The sequence below is a fragment of the Pseudomonas sp. VE 267-6A genome, assembly GCF_024126555.1.
GTDB classification, from domain to species: Bacteria; Pseudomonadota; Gammaproteobacteria; order Pseudomonadales; family Pseudomonadaceae; genus Aquipseudomonas; species Aquipseudomonas palmensis.
Map to the genome: position 1 here is coordinate 86722 of NZ_JAMYBY010000014.1, position 19013 is coordinate 105734.

Annotated in this window: 15 protein-coding genes; 12 read left to right on the forward strand and 3 right to left on the reverse strand. The window is 65.4% G+C overall.

Annotated features, from left to right (window positions below):
- Nucleotides 1-41: 41 nt before the first annotated feature.
- From NJH59_RS17580 to NJH59_RS17625, 10 genes are all read left to right on the forward strand, one after another.
- A complete protein-coding gene (locus NJH59_RS17580) occupies nt 42-1901 on the forward strand; it encodes a feruloyl-CoA synthase (protein WP_253087091.1) in 1860 nt (619 codons plus the stop codon).
- On the forward strand, nt 1898-2839 hold the full coding sequence (locus NJH59_RS17585; RefSeq protein ID WP_043859792.1) for an acetaldehyde dehydrogenase (acetylating): 942 nt from the start codon (nt 1898-1900) through the stop codon (nt 2837-2839). The genes NJH59_RS17580 and NJH59_RS17585 overlap by 4 nt, the downstream gene beginning before the upstream one ends.
- A gap of 10 nt (nt 2840-2849) precedes the next feature.
- On the forward strand, nt 2850-3884 hold the full coding sequence (gene dmpG, locus NJH59_RS17590; RefSeq protein ID WP_054916102.1) for a 4-hydroxy-2-oxovalerate aldolase: 1035 nt from the start codon (nt 2850-2852) through the stop codon (nt 3882-3884).
- A gap of 14 nt (nt 3885-3898) precedes the next feature.
- The gene (locus NJH59_RS17595; protein WP_123752451.1) at nt 3899-4903 is read left to right on the forward strand and encodes a CDP-6-deoxy-delta-3,4-glucoseen reductase; all 1005 of its coding nucleotides are present in this window, start codon (nt 3899-3901) and stop codon (nt 4901-4903) included.
- A 319-nt stretch (nt 4904-5222) separates the two neighbouring features.
- Nucleotides 5223-5669, forward strand: coding sequence for an HIT family protein (locus tag NJH59_RS17600; protein ID WP_043859795.1), 447 nt, complete (start codon nt 5223-5225; stop codon nt 5667-5669).
- A gap of 188 nt (nt 5670-5857) precedes the next feature.
- Nucleotides 5858-6634, forward strand: a complete 777-nt coding sequence (locus NJH59_RS17605; RefSeq protein ID WP_231390606.1) for a hypothetical protein — start codon at nt 5858-5860, stop codon at nt 6632-6634.
- A gap of 38 nt (nt 6635-6672) precedes the next feature.
- A complete protein-coding gene (locus NJH59_RS17610) occupies nt 6673-7071 on the forward strand; it encodes an ester cyclase (protein ID WP_043859797.1) in 399 nt (132 codons plus the stop codon).
- 69 nt (nt 7072-7140) lie between these two features.
- On the forward strand, nt 7141-7803 hold the full coding sequence (locus NJH59_RS17615) for an iron-containing redox enzyme family protein (protein ID WP_043859798.1): 663 nt from the start codon (nt 7141-7143) through the stop codon (nt 7801-7803).
- Nucleotides 7804-7942: 139 nt separating this feature from the next.
- Complete coding sequence (locus NJH59_RS17620; protein WP_043859799.1) at nt 7943-9775, forward strand: long-chain-acyl-CoA synthetase; 1833 nt, start codon at nt 7943-7945, stop codon at nt 9773-9775.
- Between the two features lie 257 nt (nt 9776-10032).
- Nucleotides 10033-11610 carry a diguanylate cyclase gene (locus NJH59_RS17625; protein ID WP_104573213.1) on the forward strand — a complete coding sequence of 526 codons (1578 nt, stop codon included), beginning with the start codon at nt 10033-10035 and terminating at the stop codon, nt 11608-11610.
- 62 nt (nt 11611-11672) lie between these two features.
- On the opposite strand, the gene mobA is transcribed toward NJH59_RS17625, so the two are convergent.
- Genes mobA through NJH59_RS17640 form a run of 3 tightly spaced genes read right to left on the reverse strand, consistent with a single transcriptional unit; the run spans nt 11673 to nt 16630 of the window.
- Complete coding sequence (gene mobA, locus NJH59_RS17630; protein WP_043859686.1) at nt 11673-12251, reverse strand: molybdenum cofactor guanylyltransferase MobA; 579 nt, start codon at nt 12249-12251, stop codon at nt 11673-11675.
- A gap of 60 nt (nt 12252-12311) precedes the next feature.
- The gene (locus NJH59_RS17635) at nt 12312-15440 is read right to left on the reverse strand and encodes an efflux RND transporter permease subunit (protein WP_043859687.1); all 3129 of its coding nucleotides are present in this window, start codon (nt 15438-15440) and stop codon (nt 12312-12314) included.
- Between the two features lie 11 nt (nt 15441-15451).
- Nucleotides 15452-16630, reverse strand: a complete 1179-nt coding sequence (locus NJH59_RS17640; protein WP_043859688.1) for an efflux RND transporter periplasmic adaptor subunit — start codon at nt 16628-16630, stop codon at nt 15452-15454.
- Between the two features lie 155 nt (nt 16631-16785).
- Here NJH59_RS17640 and NJH59_RS17645 point away from each other — a divergent pair, with 155 nt between their 5' ends.
- Both NJH59_RS17645 and NJH59_RS17650 read left to right on the forward strand, forming a co-directional pair.
- Nucleotides 16786-17487, forward strand: a complete 702-nt coding sequence (locus tag NJH59_RS17645; RefSeq protein WP_043859689.1) for a response regulator transcription factor — start codon at nt 16786-16788, stop codon at nt 17485-17487.
- A gap of 15 nt (nt 17488-17502) precedes the next feature.
- The gene (locus NJH59_RS17650; RefSeq protein ID WP_054916096.1) at nt 17503-18801 is read left to right on the forward strand and encodes an ATP-binding protein; all 1299 of its coding nucleotides are present in this window, start codon (nt 17503-17505) and stop codon (nt 18799-18801) included.
- The last annotated feature ends 212 nt before the right edge of the window (nt 18802-19013 follow it).

The window sequence follows — 19013 nt, forward strand, 5'->3', positions numbered from 1 at the left end:
AGCAGCGGGCCGACGGCCTGCCGCGCTCACGAGGGCGTGCAATGTACGACTTCTTCAACGACCCCACCCAGCTGGCCCCCGCCCAGGTGCTGTACGAACCGCGTGCCGACGGCAGCTTCGTGCTCAGCTCGCCCGAGCCGCTGCAACCCTATGCGCGCTGCATCGGCCAGTGGCTGGAACACTGGGCCGTGCAGGCGCCGCAGCGTGCCTACCTGGCCGAACGGCGCGGCGCGGGCTGGTTCAGCCTGACCTACGAGCAGGTGCGCCAGCGCGTCGGCGCCCTGGCCCAGGGCCTGCTGGAACTGGACATCGCAGCCGGCCGGCCGCTGCTGATGCTCTCGGAAAACGACCTGGACCAGGCGCTGCTGACCCTGGCGGCGATGCACGTGGGCATCCCGGTGTCGACCATCTCGGTGGCCTACTCGCGCAATACCGGCAGCGGCTGCGCCAAGCTCAAGGCGATTGTCGAGGTGCTCAAGCCGGGGCTGATCTTCGTCAACGACGGCGATGCCTATGGCCGCGCCATCGCCCTGGTCGACCCGGACTGCCCGGTGGTGGCGGCGCGCAACGCCCAGGAAATCCCCGGTGCGCTGGCCCTGCCGCACCTGTACAAGGCCGAGACCGCGGCGGTGATGGCCGCCTTCGCGCGCCTGGATGGCGACACCCCGGCGCGCTACCTGATGACCTCCGGCTCCACCGGTGCGCCCAAGGCCGTGGTCAACACCCACGGCATGCTCTGCGCCAACCAGCAGGCGATTGCCCAGTGCTGGCGCTTTCTGGAGCAGGGCGAACTGATCGTGCTCGACTGGCTGCCCTGGAGCCACGTGTTCGGCGCCAACCACAACTTCAACCTGGTACTGCGCAACGGCGGCACCCTGTACATCGACGACGGCCTGCCGGTGCCGGGGCAGATCGACCGCACGCTGGAGAACATCCGCTCGGTCAGGCCCACGCTGTTCTTCAACGTGCCGCGCGGCTACGAGATGCTGCTGCCGCACCTGGAGCGCGACCCGGCGCTGGCCCAGGCCCTGTTCGGGCGCCTGCGCATGCTGTTCTATGCCGCTGCCGCCCTGCCGCAAAGCAGCTGGAGCCGGCTGGTGGCGTGTGCCGGGAAGGTGCGCGACACGCCGCTGTTCTTCGCCACCGAATGGGGCTCCACCGAAACCTCGCCGGTGGTCACCAGCGTGCATTTTGCCGCCGACAAGGCCGGCATCATCGGCCTGCCGGTACCGGGCACCGAGCTCAAGTTCGTGCCGGCCGGCGACAAGCTGGAGATGCGCGTGCGCGGCCCCTCGGTGTTCCCGCGCTACCTGGGCGACCCGGCCAGCACCCTGGCGGCGTTCGATGAAGAGGGCTTCTACCGCATCGGCGACGCCGGGCGCCTGGTCGACCCGGCGCGCCCCGAGCTGGGCGTGCAGTTCGACGGCCGCGTGACCGAGGACTTCAAGCTCAGCAGCGGCACCTGGGTGTCGGTGGGCACGCTGCGCCCACGCCTGGTCAGCGCGCTGGCGCCGTATGCCAGCGACTGTGTGATCGGCGGGCATGACCGCGACATGATCGGCGCGCTGGTCTACCCGTCCCAGGCCCTGCGCGACCTGCTCGGCGCCGAGGGCCAGCACATGAGCGGTGCACAGCTGGCGCTGCAGCCCGAGGTGCGCCTGGCGCTGTGCGCGGGCCTGCAGGCACTGGCCCGGGAATACCCGGCCTCGTCCCAGCATGCCGTGCGCCTGGTGATCCTCGATTCGCCGCCCAGCCTCAACGACGGCGAGATCACCGACAAGGGCTACATCAACCAGCGCACCGCCTTGAGCCTGCGCGCCGAGGCCGTGCAGCGCCTGTACGCCGACAGCCTCGACCCGAGCGTCATCCTCCTCGCCGAAGTCTACGGAGAAGCCGTATGAACCCTGCAAAATTCAATGTCGCCATCATCGGCTCCGGCAATATCGGCACCGACCTGATGATCAAGCTGCTGCGCCACGGCAAGCACCTGAAAATGGCCGTGATGGTCGGCATCGACCCGGCCTCCGACGGCCTGGAACGCGCCCGCCGCCTGGGCGTGGCCACCACCCACGAAGGGGTCGAGGGCCTGGCGCGCATGCCCGAGTTCGCCGATATCGACTTCGTGTTCGATGCCACCTCGGCCGGCGCCCATGTACGCAACGACGCCTACCTGCGCGCACGCAAGCCCGGCATCCGCCTGATCGACCTGACCCCGGCAGCCATCGGCCCGTACTGCGTGCCGGTGGTGAACCTGGAGCAGAACCTGGCGCAGTTGAACGTCAACATGGTCACCTGCGGCGGCCAGGCGACCATCCCGATGGTGGCCGCGGTGTCGCGGGTGGCCAAGGTGCACTACGCCGAAATCGTCGCCTCGATTGCCAGCAAGTCCGCCGGCCCCGGCACCCGCGCCAACATCGACGAGTTCACCGAAACCACCTCCAAGGCCATCGAAGCCATCGGCGGTGCAGCCAGGGGCAAGGCGATCATCGTGATGAACCCGGCCGAGCCGCCGCTGATCATGCGCGACACCGTGTTCGTGCTCTCCGAAGCCTGCGAGCAGGCCCGCGTGCAGGCCTCCATCCACGAGATGGCCCAGGCGGTGCAGGCCTACGTGCCCGGCTACCGGCTCAAGCAGCAGGTGCAGTTCGAGGTGATCGAGCCCCAGGCGCCGCTGTTGATCCCGGGCCTGGGCCGCTTCAGCGGGCTCAAGACCTCGGTGTTTCTCGAAGTCGAAGGCGCCGCCCACTACCTGCCGGCCTACGCCGGCAATCTCGACATCATGACGTCCGCCGCGATGGCGACCGCCGAGCGCATGGCCCAGGCCATGGCGCACAACTGAGGATGCCCGCATGACGTTCAATCCCGCCAAGAAGCTCTACATCAGCGACGTGACCCTGCGCGACGGCAGCCACGCGGTGCGCCACCAGTACTCGCTGCAGAACGTGCAGGACATCGCCCGTGCGCTGGACAAGGCCAGGGTCGATTCCATCGAAGTGGCCCACGGCGATGGCCTGCAGGGCTCCAGCTTCAACTACGGATTTGCCGCCCACACCGACCTGGAGTGGATCGAGGCCGTGGCCGACGTGATCAGCCACGCCAGGATCACCACCCTGCTGCTGCCCGGCATCGGCACGGTGCACGACCTCAAGGCCGCATATGACGCCGGCGCCCGCGTGGTGCGCGTGGCCACCCACTGCACCGAGGCCGACGTGGCCCGCCAGCACATCGAATATGCGCGCGGGCTGGGCATGGACACCGTGGGCTTTCTGATGATGAGCCACATGATCCCGGCCGAGCAGCTGGCCGCCCAGGCCAAGCTGATGGAAAGCTACGGCGCCACCTGCGTGTACATGGCCGACTCCGGCGGTGCGATGAACATGCAGGACGTGCGTGATCGCTTTCGCGCGTTCAAGGCCGTGCTCAAGCCCGAGACCGAAACCGGCATGCATGCCCACCACAACCTCAGCCTCGGGGTCGCCAACTCGATCACCGCGGTGGAGGAGGGGTGCGATCGCATCGATGCGAGCCTGGCCGGCATGGGCGCGGGCGCCGGCAACGCGCCCCTGGAAGTGTTCATCGCCGCCGCCGAGCGCCTGGGCTGGAACCACGGCACCGACCTCTACACGCTGATGGATGCAGCCGACGACATCGTGCGCCCGTTGCAGGACCGCCCTGTGCGGGTCGACCGCGAATCGCTGGCGCTGGGCTATGCCGGGGTCTACTCCAGCTTCCTGCGCCACGCCGAAATCGCCGCGGCGCGCTATGGCCTGAAAACCGTCGACATCCTGGTCGAGCTGGGCAAGCGGCGCATGGTCGGCGGCCAGGAGGACATGATCGTCGACGTGGCGCTGGACCTGCTGGCCGCCGCCGGACGCGCGCAGTGACGGAGGGTACGCACATGAGCTTCACCCTGCAGATCCAGCCGGTCGGCCTGAGCTGCCCGGTCAACGCCGGGCAGAGCGTGCTCGACGCTGCCCTGGCCGATGGCCTGATGCTCAAGCACAGCTGCCGCACCGGCACTTGTGGCAGTTGCAAGGGCCAGGTGCTCAGCGGCGAGGTGGACCACGCCGACAGCCCGCTGGCAGTGCTCAGCGAAGCCGAGCGGGCCCAGGGCCTGGCGCTGTTCTGCTGCGCCAGGGCACGTTCCGACCTGGTCATCGACGCGCCGGAAGTCACCGAGCTGCGCGGCATCGGCATCCAGCAGATGGGCGTGCGCGTGGCCAGCCTAGACAAGGTCAGCCACGACGTGGCGGTGCTGCGCCTGATGCTCGCGCCGGGCGCCGCATTCGCCTACCTGCCGGGGCAGTACGTGCAGGTGCTGCTCAAGGACGGCAGCCGGCGCAGCTACTCGATGGCCACCGCAGCGGCGCGCGACAACCAGCTTGAACTGCACATCCGGCACATGCCGGGCGGGGTGTTCAGCGGGCATGTGTTCAATGCGTTGCAGCCCAGGGCGATTCTGCGCATGGAGGGGCCGTTCGGTTCGTTCTACCTGCGCGACAGCGAACGGCCGATGGTATTGCTGGCCAGCGGCACCGGCTTTGCCCCGGTGCAGGCGCTGCTCGAGCAACTGCGCGAGCGCGGCGACAACCGCCGCCCGGTGTACCTGTACTGGGGCGGGCGGCGCCGTGAGGACCTCTACCGGCATGAACAGCTGCTGGCCTGGGAGGCGCAGTTGCCGTGGCTGCGCTACACCCCGGTGCTGTCCGAGCCGGGCCCGGCCTGCGACTGGCAGGGTGCCACCGGCTTCGTGCACCGCCAGGTGCTGCAGGACTTCCATAGCCTCAAGGACTTCGAGGTCTATGCCTGCGGCGCGCCGATCGTGGTCGACTCGGCGCGACGCGATTTCGTCGAGCAGCGGGGGCTGGAGCCCGCGCATTTTCATGCCGATGCGTTCGTGTAGCTCAGGCCGGGCGAGCCCACGCACAGCGGGTGGGTGATCGCGTCACCGTCCTCGGCCCTCAGGGCCCTGGCCGGTGACGCCCCCATGCAGCCTGGATACAAAAAGTTACCTTGGGAAAACCCATTCAAATCAACCCATTAGGAAATTTACGGGATTCAGATACAAAAAATTTCAAAACTCCCGTGTACAGCTGAGGAAGGCCAGGGGTAATTTCTCCTACAAGCTGCGCGGTCAACTCTGCAATGGAATGCAGCCTGTAGCATCCCGGATCTTCATGCCTCCACCGGGGTTGCACCTACAACAATAGAGGGAGCTATCCGTGAACTGCATTTTCTGTGCAATCGCCAAGAAAGAAGCACCGGCTGCCGTTGTCTACGAAGACGAGCAGTGCCTGGCCTTTCTCTCGATTCAGCCGATCACTCCTGGCCATGTCCTGGTCATTCCCAAGGCCCACGCAAGCGGCCTGGGTGATATCCCTCCTCAAACCTGTGGCCACATGATGCGTGTGGGTCAACGGATGGCGGCCGCCCTGCGTGAAAGCGGCCTGAGCCTCGAAGAACAGCCCTGTGAAGGCATCAACCTGCTGCTGTGCGATGGCGCAGTGGCCGGGCAGACCGTAGGTCACGCGCACCTGCATGTGCTGGCCCGCTTTGTCGGTGACGGTTTCAACCTGGGTCATGCGGACCTCCCGATCGCCACGCCACAGGTGCTGGGCGAGCGCGCCGAGCAGATCCGCCGAGCCTTGGCCTCGCTACCACCGAACTGACAGCACCTCGCTCTGGTTCAACGGCACGCCCGCCACTAGCGGGTGAGTGTCTGGCTGTGCGCAGCCCGTAAATCAACAACCTATGGCTATCTACGCAAGGAGGCGAAGCTATGTATTGTCCTGTGGAAACTTAAGTCGTGCGCTGGGCTGAGTTGAATACTACAGATCACAATAAGAAGGGATTTCTCATGCCGTCACTCGCCAGTAACAAGGCTGACTTGCCTTCGGCAAGTATGCAGTTGGTCAAGGATGATTCCGCCGGTTCGGCCATCTACAGTTTCTATGATTCAGTCCTCCAGGAGTTGTGCCAGTCTGACAAGGTAAAGGTCAGGCAGGTGGTAACGCCTGCGCAATTCATCGAACTTTCTCGTGCCCGTAGCCGGTTGTATGGGCAGCGCAAGATCTATTACAAGACGCTGTTTGGCAACTCGGTCGACAACACCGTGTGCCTGGATGAATACGACCCGCGTTCCTATGTGTTTGCCTTTTATCATGATGGTGAAATCATCGGCACTCAGCGTATTACGCCGTTCCCTCACGAGTCGGGTGAGTTCATCAGCCATGAACAACTGGTGCAGTTCTCCGGGCCCAACTACGAGCACGAGTGCGTCGAACTTTCGCGCCTGATTGTCGACAAGCATGCCCCGGTCAAGAACGTGGTCAACGGGCTGGCCATGACCGGTGCCTCGCTGGTGGCCCTGCAAGGCGGCTACAAGACGTTCATCACCTATGTGAAGCCACGGCTGGCGCCGAAGTTCGACAGCTTCGTGTTCGATCAGGACGGCATCTTCTTCCAGATCAAGGCCCGTGGCGATCACTACTACGCCCTGTACAAAGGCGATCTGATGCCGTCGGTGACGCCCTTCTTCGGCCTGCCCAGCTGCCCGGCAGACCTGAAGGACGTCGATGACCTGATTCGTCATACCTTGGCCGCCCGTCACGCGAGGCAGTCACTGGCGGGATAAGCATCACACAATAACGACAACATTGAGGTTGATCCAAGATGGAAGCCAGGAACAAAGAAGTGGTCATCGAGTTTTACGAGCGCATGTTTGGTCAGCGTGAACTGGCGGTTGCCGATACCTTGATTGCCGAGGACTACGTGCAGCACAACAACGTGTTCATTCCCCCGCGCCGCGAAGGCTTCAAGACCTACTTCACGCAGTTCTTCAAGACGTTCCCCGAGTCGGGTACCAGTATCGAGCGGGTCTGCGCCGAAGGCGATTATGTCTTCCTGTATGCCAAGCACTGGGCCAAGCACAGGTTCTTCACGGTGAACTACAAGGTGATCGATATCTACCGTGTTGAAAATGGTGTGCTGATGGAACACTGGGACACTATCGAAGGCCTGGGCTTCTTTTCCAAGTTCATCTACATCATCAAGTCCGTGCTGCGCCTGTAACGCCGTATTTGCCTGACCGTATAACACGTGTCATGAACGATTTATCAACACGCCAAGGAAGAGAGTGAAATGACTGAAGTGACCGCGTTTCGCAAAGAGCTCAAAGCCATCTGTGACGCCGAATGGGAAAAGATCAAGGCCGGCCGTTTCTTCCAGATGATGAAGCGTCCCGAACTGCAGCGTGAGCTGTACATCAAGTCGATTGTCCAGGTGTACCACTACACCAAGAACAACGCGATCAACCAGGCGGTGGCGTGCTGGAACCAGGACCACAAGAAGGTCGGCCTGCTGCGTTTCGCGATGAAGCATGCGCTGGAAGAACTGGGCCATGAAAACATGGCGTACAACGACCTGATCGCCATTGGCGTGGACCCGTCGGAGTTCGAGAAACCGATGCTGCCGGCCACCGAGGCGTTCTACGGCTACCTGGACTTCGTTTCCGTATGCCGCGGCATCATTCCGCGCCTGGGCTACAGCTTCTGGGCCGAGGACTGCTATGAGCACCTCGAACCCCTGATGGACGTGTGCAAGAACCATCTCAAGCTGACCGACCAGCAACTGACCTTCTTCGTCGCCCACGCGATCATCGACGAGAAGCACTCCGAGCAGGTCAACGCCGCCATCGACCGCTGGGTCGTGACCGACGAAGAAAAAGAGGCGGTCAAGCAAGTGGCCCGCACCACGGTCTACCTGATGGGCAAGATCCTCGAGTCGGTCGCCGACGAGTTCTGATTGATCGGCACCAGGCGTCCTCGCGCACCCCGCTGCGCGAGGACTTTTTCACATGGCGTGCACAACAAAAAAAACGATTGGCTGGTCATGGCGTTTGTCGAACCGCCTGGCGGCCACGGTCAATCCACCAGGAGGTGCCATGAGTAGTAATAGCGACATGATTACCTGGGGCATGATGCTGCGCAAAATTCCCTCGATCACTCGGGCCATTCCTCGGCTCGTCAGGGGCCTCAAGGTTTCCAAACTCAAGGCCGATCAGCCCTGTGGCCTGGGCTGGGCCTTCGAACAGGCGGTTGCGCGCAACCCTCAAGGGCCGGCGCTGCTCTACAAGGACACGCGCTTCAGTTACGAACAGGTCAACCAGTGGGCCAACCGTTTCGCCCACTACCTGCTGGCCCGTGGCCTGAAAAAAGGCGATGTGGTAGGCATCTTCATCGAGAACCGCCCCGAATTGCTGGTCAGCGTACTGGCCGTGAGCAAGATCGGCGGCATCTGCGCCATGCTCAACACCTCGCAGACCAACAACGTGCTGATCCACAGCCTGGGCCTGGTCAACCCGTCGGCGATCATCGTCGGCCAGGAGCTGGTGCCATCGTTCGAGGCGGTGCGCGACGAGGTGGCCATCGACAGGCAGCGCACCTTTTTCCTGGCCGACACCGACACCACGCGCGATGCCGGCACCGCCCCCGAGGGCTACGTCAACCTGACCCTTGCCAGTCAGGGGCACGCTACGGCCAATCCGGCGACTACCCAGCAGGTCTACCTCGACGACGCCTGCTTCTACATCTATACCTCCGGCACCACCGGCCTGCCCAAGGCCGGGGTGTTCAAGCATGGGCGCTGGATGAAGGTCTACGGCAGCTTCGGCATGATCGCCCTGGACATGCGCCCCGATGACATCGTCTATTGCACCTTGCCGCTGTATCACGGCACCGGCCTGTGCGTGAGCTGGGGTTCGGCATTGGCCGGTGCCTCGGGCTTCGCCATCCGCCGCAAGTTCAGCGCCAGCCAGTTCTGGGAAGACACGCGCAAATTCAAGGCCACCACCATCTGCTACGTCGGTGAACTGTGTCGCTACCTGATCGATCAGCCTGCGGCCGGCAACGATGGCGACAACCCGGTGGTGAAGATGATCGGCAACGGCCTGCGTCCGGGCGTGTGGCTCGACTTCAAGAAACGCTTCAACATCGAGCGGGTCTGCGAGTTCTACGCCGCCAGTGACGGCAACATCGGCTTTACCAACATCCTCAATTTCGAGAACACCATCGGCTTTGCCATCAACGCCTGGTCGCTGGTGGAGTACGAACACGACACCGGCGAACCACGGCGCAACGCCGACGGATTCATGCAGAAGGTCGGCAAGGGCGGTCAGGGCCTGTTGCTGGCCAAGATCGACGACGACGCCCCGTTCGATGGCTACACCGACCCGGAGAAGAGCAAGAAGGTGGTGCTCTACGACGTGTTCGAAAAGGGCGACCGCTACTTCAACAGCGGCGACCTGATTCGCGATATCGGCTTTGGCCATGCCCAGTTCGTCGACCGCCTGGGGGATACCTTCCGCTGGAAGGGCGAGAACGTCTCCACCACCGAAGTCGAGAACATCATGGTGCAGCACCCCCACATTGCCGAAGCCGTGGCCTACGGGGTGGAAATCAAGAACACCAACGGTCGCGCCGGGATGGCCGCCATCACCCCGTCGGCGCCGCTGGAGCAGCTGGATTTCTGCGACCTGCTGCGCTTCGTCAAGAGCCAGATGCCTCACTACGCGGTGCCGATGTTCCTGCGCGTCAAGACCTGCATGGAAACCACCGGCACCTTCAAGTACCAGAAGACCAAGCTCAGAAGCGAAGCCTTCGACCCCAGCCAGACCGGCGAAGACCCGGTGTATGCCTGGCTGCCGGGCACCGAAACCTACGTGCGGGTGACCGATCAGGTGCTGCAGGACATTCATGGCGGCAAGTTCCGCTACTGAAGGGCAACCGCGCCAGCGGCGCACCGCAAGGCCTGCCTGCATGCATGCGCAAGGCTGCTCACTGGAGCGGGCGGCCTTGCGTCCCACTTTCAGCTTCACTGCTCTGCAACTTCTGCCTGCCGGATTCTGCAGCAGCCCGTCGTGACCCCCACCGCTTGATTGCGCGCCTGATGCTCTGCCCCTTGCGGTACAGGGCATTCCGGAGTACAGCTGATGGCAGGATGCCTTCAGTTGTGGCATCGCAGGAGCGTTTCATGATGTCGACCCCCTTACTGCCGGTGCCGCTGCCGCACAAGCGTGACGTGCGCCTGGCCGTGCTGCTGTTGCTGGTGATCTGCGTATCTCTGGCATCGCTGACGGCCTGGAAGATATGGGCTGCACGTCAGCGCGCGCTGAACGAGGTTCAGGTACACAGCCTCAACCTGACTCAGGCACTGGACACCTATGCCGAGGGCATCATCCGCCAGAGTTCGATGATGCTGCTGGGCCTGAGCGAGCGGCTCGAAGTCGATGGCGGCGGGCCGCAGCAACTGGCGCGCCTGGCCGGGCTGGTGGAGGAGCAGAACGAACTGCTGACGCAACTGCATGGGCTGACCATCTATGGCCCGACGGGCGAATGGCTGATGTCGACCAACGGCCCGATTCCGGACGGTGCGAACAGCGCCGACCGCGAGTTCTTCATCCACCATCGCGACAACCCGTCCCGCGAGGTGTTCATCGGCCCGCCGATCCGCAGCCGCTCCACCCAGGACTGGGTGATCACCGTCAGCCGGCGTTTCGAGCAGCCCGGGGGGCAGTTCGCCGGGGTAATCGCGGTGACCCTGGGGGTGGAGAACTTTCTGCGCCTGTTCGGCAAGATCGACGTGGGCAAGGACGGTGCGATTGCGCTCACCTACACCAGTGGGCGCATCCTGGTGCGCTACCCGTTTCGCGAGCAGGACATGGGCCGCGACTTTTCCCGGTCGCCGATCTACACCCGCTACCTGGTGGAAAACTCGGTGGGCACGGCTTCGTTTGCCTCGAGCCTGGATGGGGTGGAGCGCCTGTATGCGTTTCGCAAGAACGAGCACCTGCCACTGGTGACCACCGTGGCCATCGGCAAGCGCGAGGCCCTGGACGCCTGGCGCATGGAAGCGTGGCTGACGGTGGGGCTGGTGCTGGCGTTGCAGGGGGTGATCGCGGTGATTGGCCGGCTGCTGATCCGTGACATGCGCCATCGCGCCGAGATGGATGCGCAATTGCTGGTGGCGCGCGAAGAACTGCTGGCCACCAACCGGCAGCTGGCGGTGCTGGCCACCCACGACACGCTCACCGGGCTGGCCAACCGCCGGCGTTTCGACGAGGTGCTGGCCAGCGAAGTGCGGCGTGCCCAGCGCGAGGCCCAGCCGCTGGCGCTGCTGCTGATCGATATCGATCATTTCAAACGCTTCAATGACGCCTACGGGCACATTGGCGGTGACGAATGCCTCAAGGCGGTGAGCGCCTTGCTGCGCGAGTGCGTGCGCCGCCCGACGGATGTGGTGGCGCGTTATGGCGGGGAAGAGCTGGCGATGGTGCTGCCCAATACCGAGGTGGCGGGCGCGGTGGTGGTGGCCGAGACGGTGCTGGCGCGGTTGGCCGAGCTGAACATCGTGCATGCTGGCAGCCCGTTCGGGCGGGTGTCGGTGAGCATCGGTGTGGCAGGCATGGCGGGGCAGGGCGAAACGCCCCTGACGCTGGTGGCGGCGGCCGATCAGGCGCTGTATGCGGCCAAGGCGGCGGGGCGTAATCGGTGTGTGGTGTTCGAGGGGGGCGGTGCCGCCCATCGCGGGTCAAGCCCGCTCCCACAGGGGTAGCGCAAGCCTCTGTAGGAGCGGGCTTGGCCCGCGAAGAGGCCCTCACAGACGACACAAAAGCCTTATTGCCCCAACCACTGCGGCGTATTGAAGTTGCTCAGGCGCCGGTCCTCCTCTGCACACTCCACTGCCTGCAACGGATGCTCCAGCAACGCCCGCAGCAGGCTGCGCTCACCGGCCTGCCATGCCGCCTGCAAGCTCGCCTGCTGGCGCACCGGGATCACGCAGAACATCGGCTGCCACTGCTGGCCCTGGCGCACCATCGCCGCGCAGTCCCCGGTCACCGCCACGCTCAGCAGCTGCTCGAGCAACCCGCGCTCGATCAGCGGTGCATCACACGCCAGCACCACCAGCCAGGCATGCCGCGCCACCGCAAGCCCGGCCAGCACCCCGGCCAGCGGCCCGGGAAACCCAGGCTCGGCATCGCCCACCAACTGGTCGGCAAACGCCCGATAGGCGTGCTGGTTGCGATTGCAGGAAAGGATCAGGTCATCGCTCAGGTCACGTACCACGGCGTGCACGTGCGCGATCAGCGGGCGGCCCTGCCAGGACAGCAGGCCCTTGTCCTGCCCGCCCATGCGCTGGCCACGGCCGCCGGCCAGCAAAAGAATGGAGCAGGGGGGAAGTACGGCGGCGGTCATTGCAAGGTTCCAGTCCAGAAGCGGGCTAGCACCATCCCATGACCGCCGCGCGGCTGTCCATCAGCTTTGTTCGACCACCGCAGTGTCGGCCTGGGCGTCACGCCGGCGCCAGCCGGTCACGCGCATCACCACCACGAAGAACACCGGCACGAACACGATCGCCAGCGTGGCGCTGAGCATGCCGCCGATCACCCCGGTGCCGATGGCCTGCTGACTCGCCGAGCTGGCGCCGGTGGCAATCGCCAGCGGCACCACGCCCAGGATGAACGCCAGCGAGGTCATCACGATGGGCCGCAGGCGCAGGCGCGCGGCCTGCACGGTGGCCTCGACCAGGTCATGCCCTTCGTCCACCAGGCTCTTGGCGAACTCGATGATCAGGATCGCGTTCTTCGCCGACAGGCCGATCAGGGTGATCAGGCCGACCTTGAAGAACACATCGTTGGGCATGTCGCGCAGGGTCACCGCCAGCACCGCACCGAGCACGCCCAGCGGCACCACCAGCAGCACCGAGGTAGGGATCGACCAGCTTTCGTACAGCGCCGCCAGGCACAGGAACACCACCAGCAGCGACAGCGCCATCAGCATCGGTGCCTGCGCCCCGGACAACTGCTCCTGCAGCGACAGCCCGGTCCATTCCAGGCCAAAGCCCAGCGGCAGGGCATCGACCAGGCGCTGCACCTCGGCCATCGCCGCGCCCGAGCTGTAGCCCGGTGCCGGCTCGCCCGACACGGCAATGGCCGGGTAGCCGTTGTAGCGGGTCAGTTGCACCGGCCCCGATACCCACTGCGCCTGGGCGAAGGCCGACAACGGCACCATCTTGCCGCTGGTGTTGCGCACGTGGATCTTGAGCAGGTCCTCGACCTGGCTGCGCTGGTCGCCCTCGGCCTGCACAACCACCCGCTGCATGCGGCCCTGGTTGGGGAAGTCGTTGACGTAGGTCGAGCCGATGGCCGTGTTGAGCACCGTGCCGATGTCGTCGAACGACACGCCCAGCGCGTTGGCCTGCTTGCGGTCGATCAGCAACTGCACCTGCGGGCTTTCGGCCAGGGCGCTCTCGCGCACGTTGGCCAGCACCGGGCTTTTCGCGGCCTCGGCCAGCAACTGGTCACGCGCCGCCATCAGCCCGGCATGGCCCACGCCGGCACGGTCCTGCAGGCGGAACTCGAAACCGGTCGAGGTGCCCAGGCCATCCACCGAGGGCGGCAGCACCGCATAGGCCACCGCGTTCTTGAACTGGCTGAAGGCGATGTTGGCGCGCTCGGCGATGGCCTCGGCGCTGTCCTTGGCGGTGCGCTCGGACCAGTCCTTGAGCGTGGTGAACACCAGCGCCGCGTTCTGCCCGCTGCCCGAGAAACTGAAGCCCAGGATCACCGTGGTGTTGCCCACGCCAGGTTCGCCTGCGCTGTGCGCCTCGATCTGCTCGGCCACCTGCACGGTACGGTTGCGGCTGGCGCCGGGCGGCAGCTGCACGTCGGTGATGGTGTAGCCCTGGTCTTCGGTGGGCAGGAACGAGGAGGGCAGCTGGCTGAAGGTCCAGCCCAGCGCCACCAGCAGCAGGCCATACACCACCAGGTAGCGGCCGCTGCGCTGGATCGCGTGCATCACCCAGCGCTGGTAGCCGTTGCTCATGCCTTCGAACTTGCGGTTGAACCAGCCGAAGAAACCGCGCTTGACGTGGTGTTCGCCCTTGGCGATCGGCTTGAGCAGGGTGGCGCACAACGCCGGGGTCAGGCTCAGGGCAAGGAACGCCGAGAACAGGATCGATACCGCCATCGACGCCGAGAACTGCTGGTAGATCACCCCCACCGAGCCCTGCATGAACGCCATCGGCACGAACACCGCCACCAGCACCACGGTGATGCCGACGATGGCGCCGCTGATCTGCTGCATGGCCTTGCGCGTGGCTTGCTTGGGCGGCAGGCCTTCCTCGGCCATGATCCGCTCGACGTTCTCCACCACCACGATGGCGTCGTCCACCAGAATGCCGATGGCCAGCACCATGCCGAACAGGGTCAGCACGTTGATGGAGAAGCCCAGCGTCAGCATCACCGCGAAGGTGCCCATCAGCGCCACCGGCACCACCAGGGTCGGGATCAGCGTGTAGCGGATGTTCTGCAGGAACAGGAACATCACCAGGAACACCAGCACCATCGCCTCGATCAGGGTGTTGATCACCTGTTCGATCGACACCTTGACGAACGGCGAGGTGTCATACGGGATGTCGTACACCGCCCCGGGCGGGAAGTAGCGCGACAGCTCGTCCATCTTGGCCTTGACCAGGGTTGCGGTCTGCATGGCGTTGGCACCGGGCGCCAGCTGCACGCTGAAGGCGGTGGACGGCTTGCCGTTCAGGCGCGTGCCGTACTGGTACTCCTGGGCGCCGATCTCGACCCGCGCCACATCACCCACGGTGACCCGCGAGCCATCCGGGTTGGCGCGCAGCACGATGTCGGCGAACTCCTGGGGCGTCGACAGCTGGCCCTTGATCAGCACGTTGGCAGTGATTTCCTGGGTCGGGCTGCCGGGCAGGTCGCCGATGCTGCCAGGGGCCACCTGGGCGTTCTGCGCGGCAATCGCAAGGTTCACGTCCTCGGGGGTGAGGTTGAAGCCGATCAGCTTCTGCGGGTCGAGCCAGATACGCATGGCGCGTTCCGAGCCATACAGCTGCGCCTTGCCCACGCCCGGTACGCGGCGCACCTCGTTCATCACGTTGCGCGCCAGAAAGTCGCTCAGCGCGGTTTCGTCGAGGCGGTCATCGTCGGCGGTCAGGGTCACCAGCATCAGGAACCCGGTGGAGATCTTCTCCACCTGCAGGCCCTGCTGGGTCACCGCCCGCGGCAGGCGCGACTCGACGATCTTCAGGCGGTTCTGCACATCGACCTGGGCCAGTTCCGGGTTGGTGCCCGGCTGGAAGGTCGCCGTTACCGTAGCGCTGCCCAGGCTGCTGGTGGACTGGAAGTACAGCAGGTGATCGGCGCCGTTGAGCTCCTGCTCGATCAGGCTGACCACGCTCTCGTCCATGGTCTGCGCCGAGGCACCGGGGTATACCGCGTACACCTCGATCTGTGGCGGCGCCACGTTGGGGTACTGGGCCACCGGCAACTGCGGGATGGCCAGCGCACCGCCGAGCAGGATGAACAGCGCGACCACCCAGGCGAACACCGGGCGGTCAATAAAGAACTGCGGCATGGATCAGGGCCTCACTGGGCGGTGGTCTGGGCGATGGGGGCAGCCGTGTCGGTGGCGGGGGTCACGCTCACCTGGTCACCCACCTTCACGTGCTGCAGGCCTTCGGTGACGATGCGATCGCCCGGGGCCAGGCCCTCGGTGACGATCCAGCGGTCCTGCTGCACGCTGCCCAGCACCACGGCGCGCTCGCTCACGCGCTGCTCGGCGTCCACCAGCAGCACCCGCGGCAGGCCCGCGCTGTCACGCAGGATGGCCTGCTGCGGCACGCTGATGCCCTTGGGCTGCACTGCCTGTTCCAGGCGCACGCGGATGAAGCTGCCGGGCAGCAGGTCCAGGTCGGGGTTGGGGAACTCGCTGCGCAGGGTGATCTGGCCGGTGCTCGGGTCCACGCTGATGTCGGAGAACAGCAGCTTGCCCGCCAGCGGATAAGGGGTGCCGTCATCCTGGATCAGCGTGGCGCGGGCCTGGTCCTGGCCCACCTGCTTGAGCTCGCCGGCACGCAGGGCACGGCGCAGGGCGTTGATCTCGCGGGTCGACTGGGTCAGGTCGGCATGGATCGGGTCGAGCTGCTGAATGATCGCCAGCGGGGTCGATTCGTTCTGCCCCACCAGCGCGCCCTCGGTCACCAGGGCACGGCCCACGCGCCCGGAAATCGGCGCGGTCACGGTGGCATAGCCCAGGTTCAGGCGCGCACGCTCGAGCGCGGCCTTGGCCGCTGCCACTTCGGCGTCGGCCTGCATGGCGGCGGCGCGGGCGTTGTCATGCTCCTGGCGGCTGATCGCGTCGATCGAAATCAGCTCGGCGTAGCGCTGGTCCTGCAGGCGCGCCTGAAAGCGCGTGGCCTCGGCCTTGGCCAGGTTGGCGCGGGCGCTGTCGTAGTCGGCCTTGAACGGTGCCGGGTCGATGCGAAACAGCACGTCGCCCTGTTTCACGTCGCTGCCCTCACGGTACACCCGCTTGAGCACCACCCCGGCCACCCGCGCGCGCACCTCGGCGATGCGTGGCGCCAGGATGCGCCCCGACAGCTCGGTGCTGATGGCCAGGGGTTGCTCGCGCACGGTTTCGACGCTGACGGCGGGCTTGGGGGCTTGTTCTTCGGCAGGCGGCTTGCTGTCGCAGCCGGCCAGGGCCAGGCTCAGCAGCAACAGGGGCGCCAGGGTACGCAGACGGACGGGGCTTGAACTGGGCATGCGGATCTTCCATAAATGACCCGGCAATGCTAAGGCAGCCGCGCTACAGGCAGTTGTTAAGCTATGTAGGGCGAGTGTGAAAAAGTGTGAAGAATTTCGCGACCTGCGAATAAGCGCTATATCCTGCCTGACTTTCCCGGCCTTTCAAACTACCCATGCCCACTATCCTTCTGGTCGAAGACGACTGCGCCTTGAGCGAACTGATCGCCAGCTACCTGCAACGCAATGGTTTCAGCGTCAGCGTGATTGCGCGGGGGGACCACGTGCTGGAAGAGGCGCGGCGCAGCAAACCCGACCTGGTGATACTCGACCTGATGCTGCCGGGCCTGGACGGCCTGCAGGTGTGCCGGCAACTGCGCGCCGAATCGCTGCTGCTGCCGATCCTCATGCTCACCGCCCGCGACGACAGCCACGACCAGGTGCTGGGCCTGGAGATGGGCGCCGACGACTACGTCAGCAAGCCGTGCGAGCCGCGCGTGCTGCTGGCGCGGGTGCGGACCCTGCTGCGGCGCAGCAGCATCAACGAGCCGCATCTCGAGAGCGACCTGATCGTGATCGGCGGGCTGCGCATTGACCTGGCCGAACGCACCGTGCTGTGGCGCGACCAGACGGTGGAGTTGTCCAGCGGCGAGTTCAACCTGCTGGTGGTGCTGGCGCGCAATGCCGGCAGCGTGCTCAGCCGCGACTGCATCCTGCAGCAGTTGCGCGGCATCGAGTTCAACGGCACCGACCGCTCGGTGGACGTGGCCATATCCAAGCTGCGGCGCAAGTTCGACGACAGCGCCGGCGAGGCGCGCAAGATCAAGACGGTGTGGGGCAAGGGCTACCTGTTCAGCCGAGTCGAGTGGGAATTCTGAGGAGCGGCCACGGCCATGCTGAAAATTCTGGTACGCCTGTATCTGGTGACCATCGTCGCGTATGCCGGGTCGATCTTCCTGATCCCCGAACTCATCCTGCATGTGTTCCATGACCGCTACATCGCCTACAACCAGGACCAGGCGCGGGGCGTGCAGCGCCTGATCGTCAACCAGTTCCACCTCAAGCACCGCGACAGCTGGCCCCAGGTGGCCGAGGCGCTGAATACCGATTTCGCCCCCCTCAGCATCGAGCTGCGCCGGCGCGCCGACCTGGACCTGAACGCCGAGGAGCAGGCGCACCTGCAGGCCGGCCAGTACGTGGTGCGCCTGGGGGAGTGGGGCTATTACGAAACCGCCCTGGCGCCGCTGGACAGCGAGTGGATGGTGGTGCTGCGCAACCCGCCGGACCCGGCGGACATCTACCTGCTGTCGTGGGGCATCACCGTGCTGATCGGTGCGGCGCTGCTGGGCTGCCTGCTGTTCTGGGTGCGCCCGCACTGGCGTGACCTGCAGCGGCTCAAGGCCACGGCGCAGCGCCTGGGCGAAGGCAACCTGGCGGAGCGCACGCTGATCTCGCCACGCTCGAACATCGGCGCGTTGGCCAAGGTGTTCGACACCATGGCGGCGGATATCGAATGCCTGCTGACCCAGCAGCGCGAGTTGCTCAATGCGGTGTCGCATGAGCTGCGCACGCCGCTGACCCGCCTGGATTTCGGCCTGGTGCTGCTGTACGACGAAATGCCCCCGGCCAGTCGCAAGCGCCTGCTGGAACTGGTGGGGCACGTGCGCGAGCTGGATGCGCTTGTGCTTGAGCTGCTGTCGTACAACCGCTTGCAGAATGGCCAGGGTGGCGAGCGGGTGGAGGTGGCGCTGCCCGAGTTCGTCGACAGCATCCTGGGCAGCTATGCCGAAGAGCTGGATGGGCGCGGGGTGAGCCTGGAGGTGCGTGCCGAGCCGGATCTGCCGCGCTTTGTGCTGGACCCGCGGTTGACGGCGCGGGCGGTGCAGAACCTGATCCGCAACGCCATGCGTTATTGCGGGCAGCGCATCCTGCTGCGCCTGAGCGTGGATGCCAAGGGCGCGTGCGTGCTGACCGTCGAGGATGACGGCATCGGCATTCCGCAGGAGGAGCGCGAGCGCATCTTCCAGCCGTTCTACCGCCTGGATCGCAGTCGTGACCGTGCCACGGGCGGGTTTGGCCTGGGGTTGGCGATCAGCCGTCGGGTGATCGAGGGGCAGGGTGGCACCCTGACGGTGGGGCAGTCGGCGTTGGGGGGGGCGCAGTTTCGCATCTGCTTGCCGCGGGGGCGGTAGGGGCGACAAGTCTGATGTCAGGTGGATTCACTGCAATCGGGTGTCGAACACACCGAGGCTGGCAATACCGCCCCGTGTAGGAGCCGGCCTTGCCGGCGAAGCGCCGCGCTTGCGGCGCTCGATCCTGAGAGCGCTGCAAGGGCATCGGTTGGCTCTAGTCGGCCACCGCAATTCCTGGCTGGTTTTCTCGCTCACCCCTTCAATCATCAGCC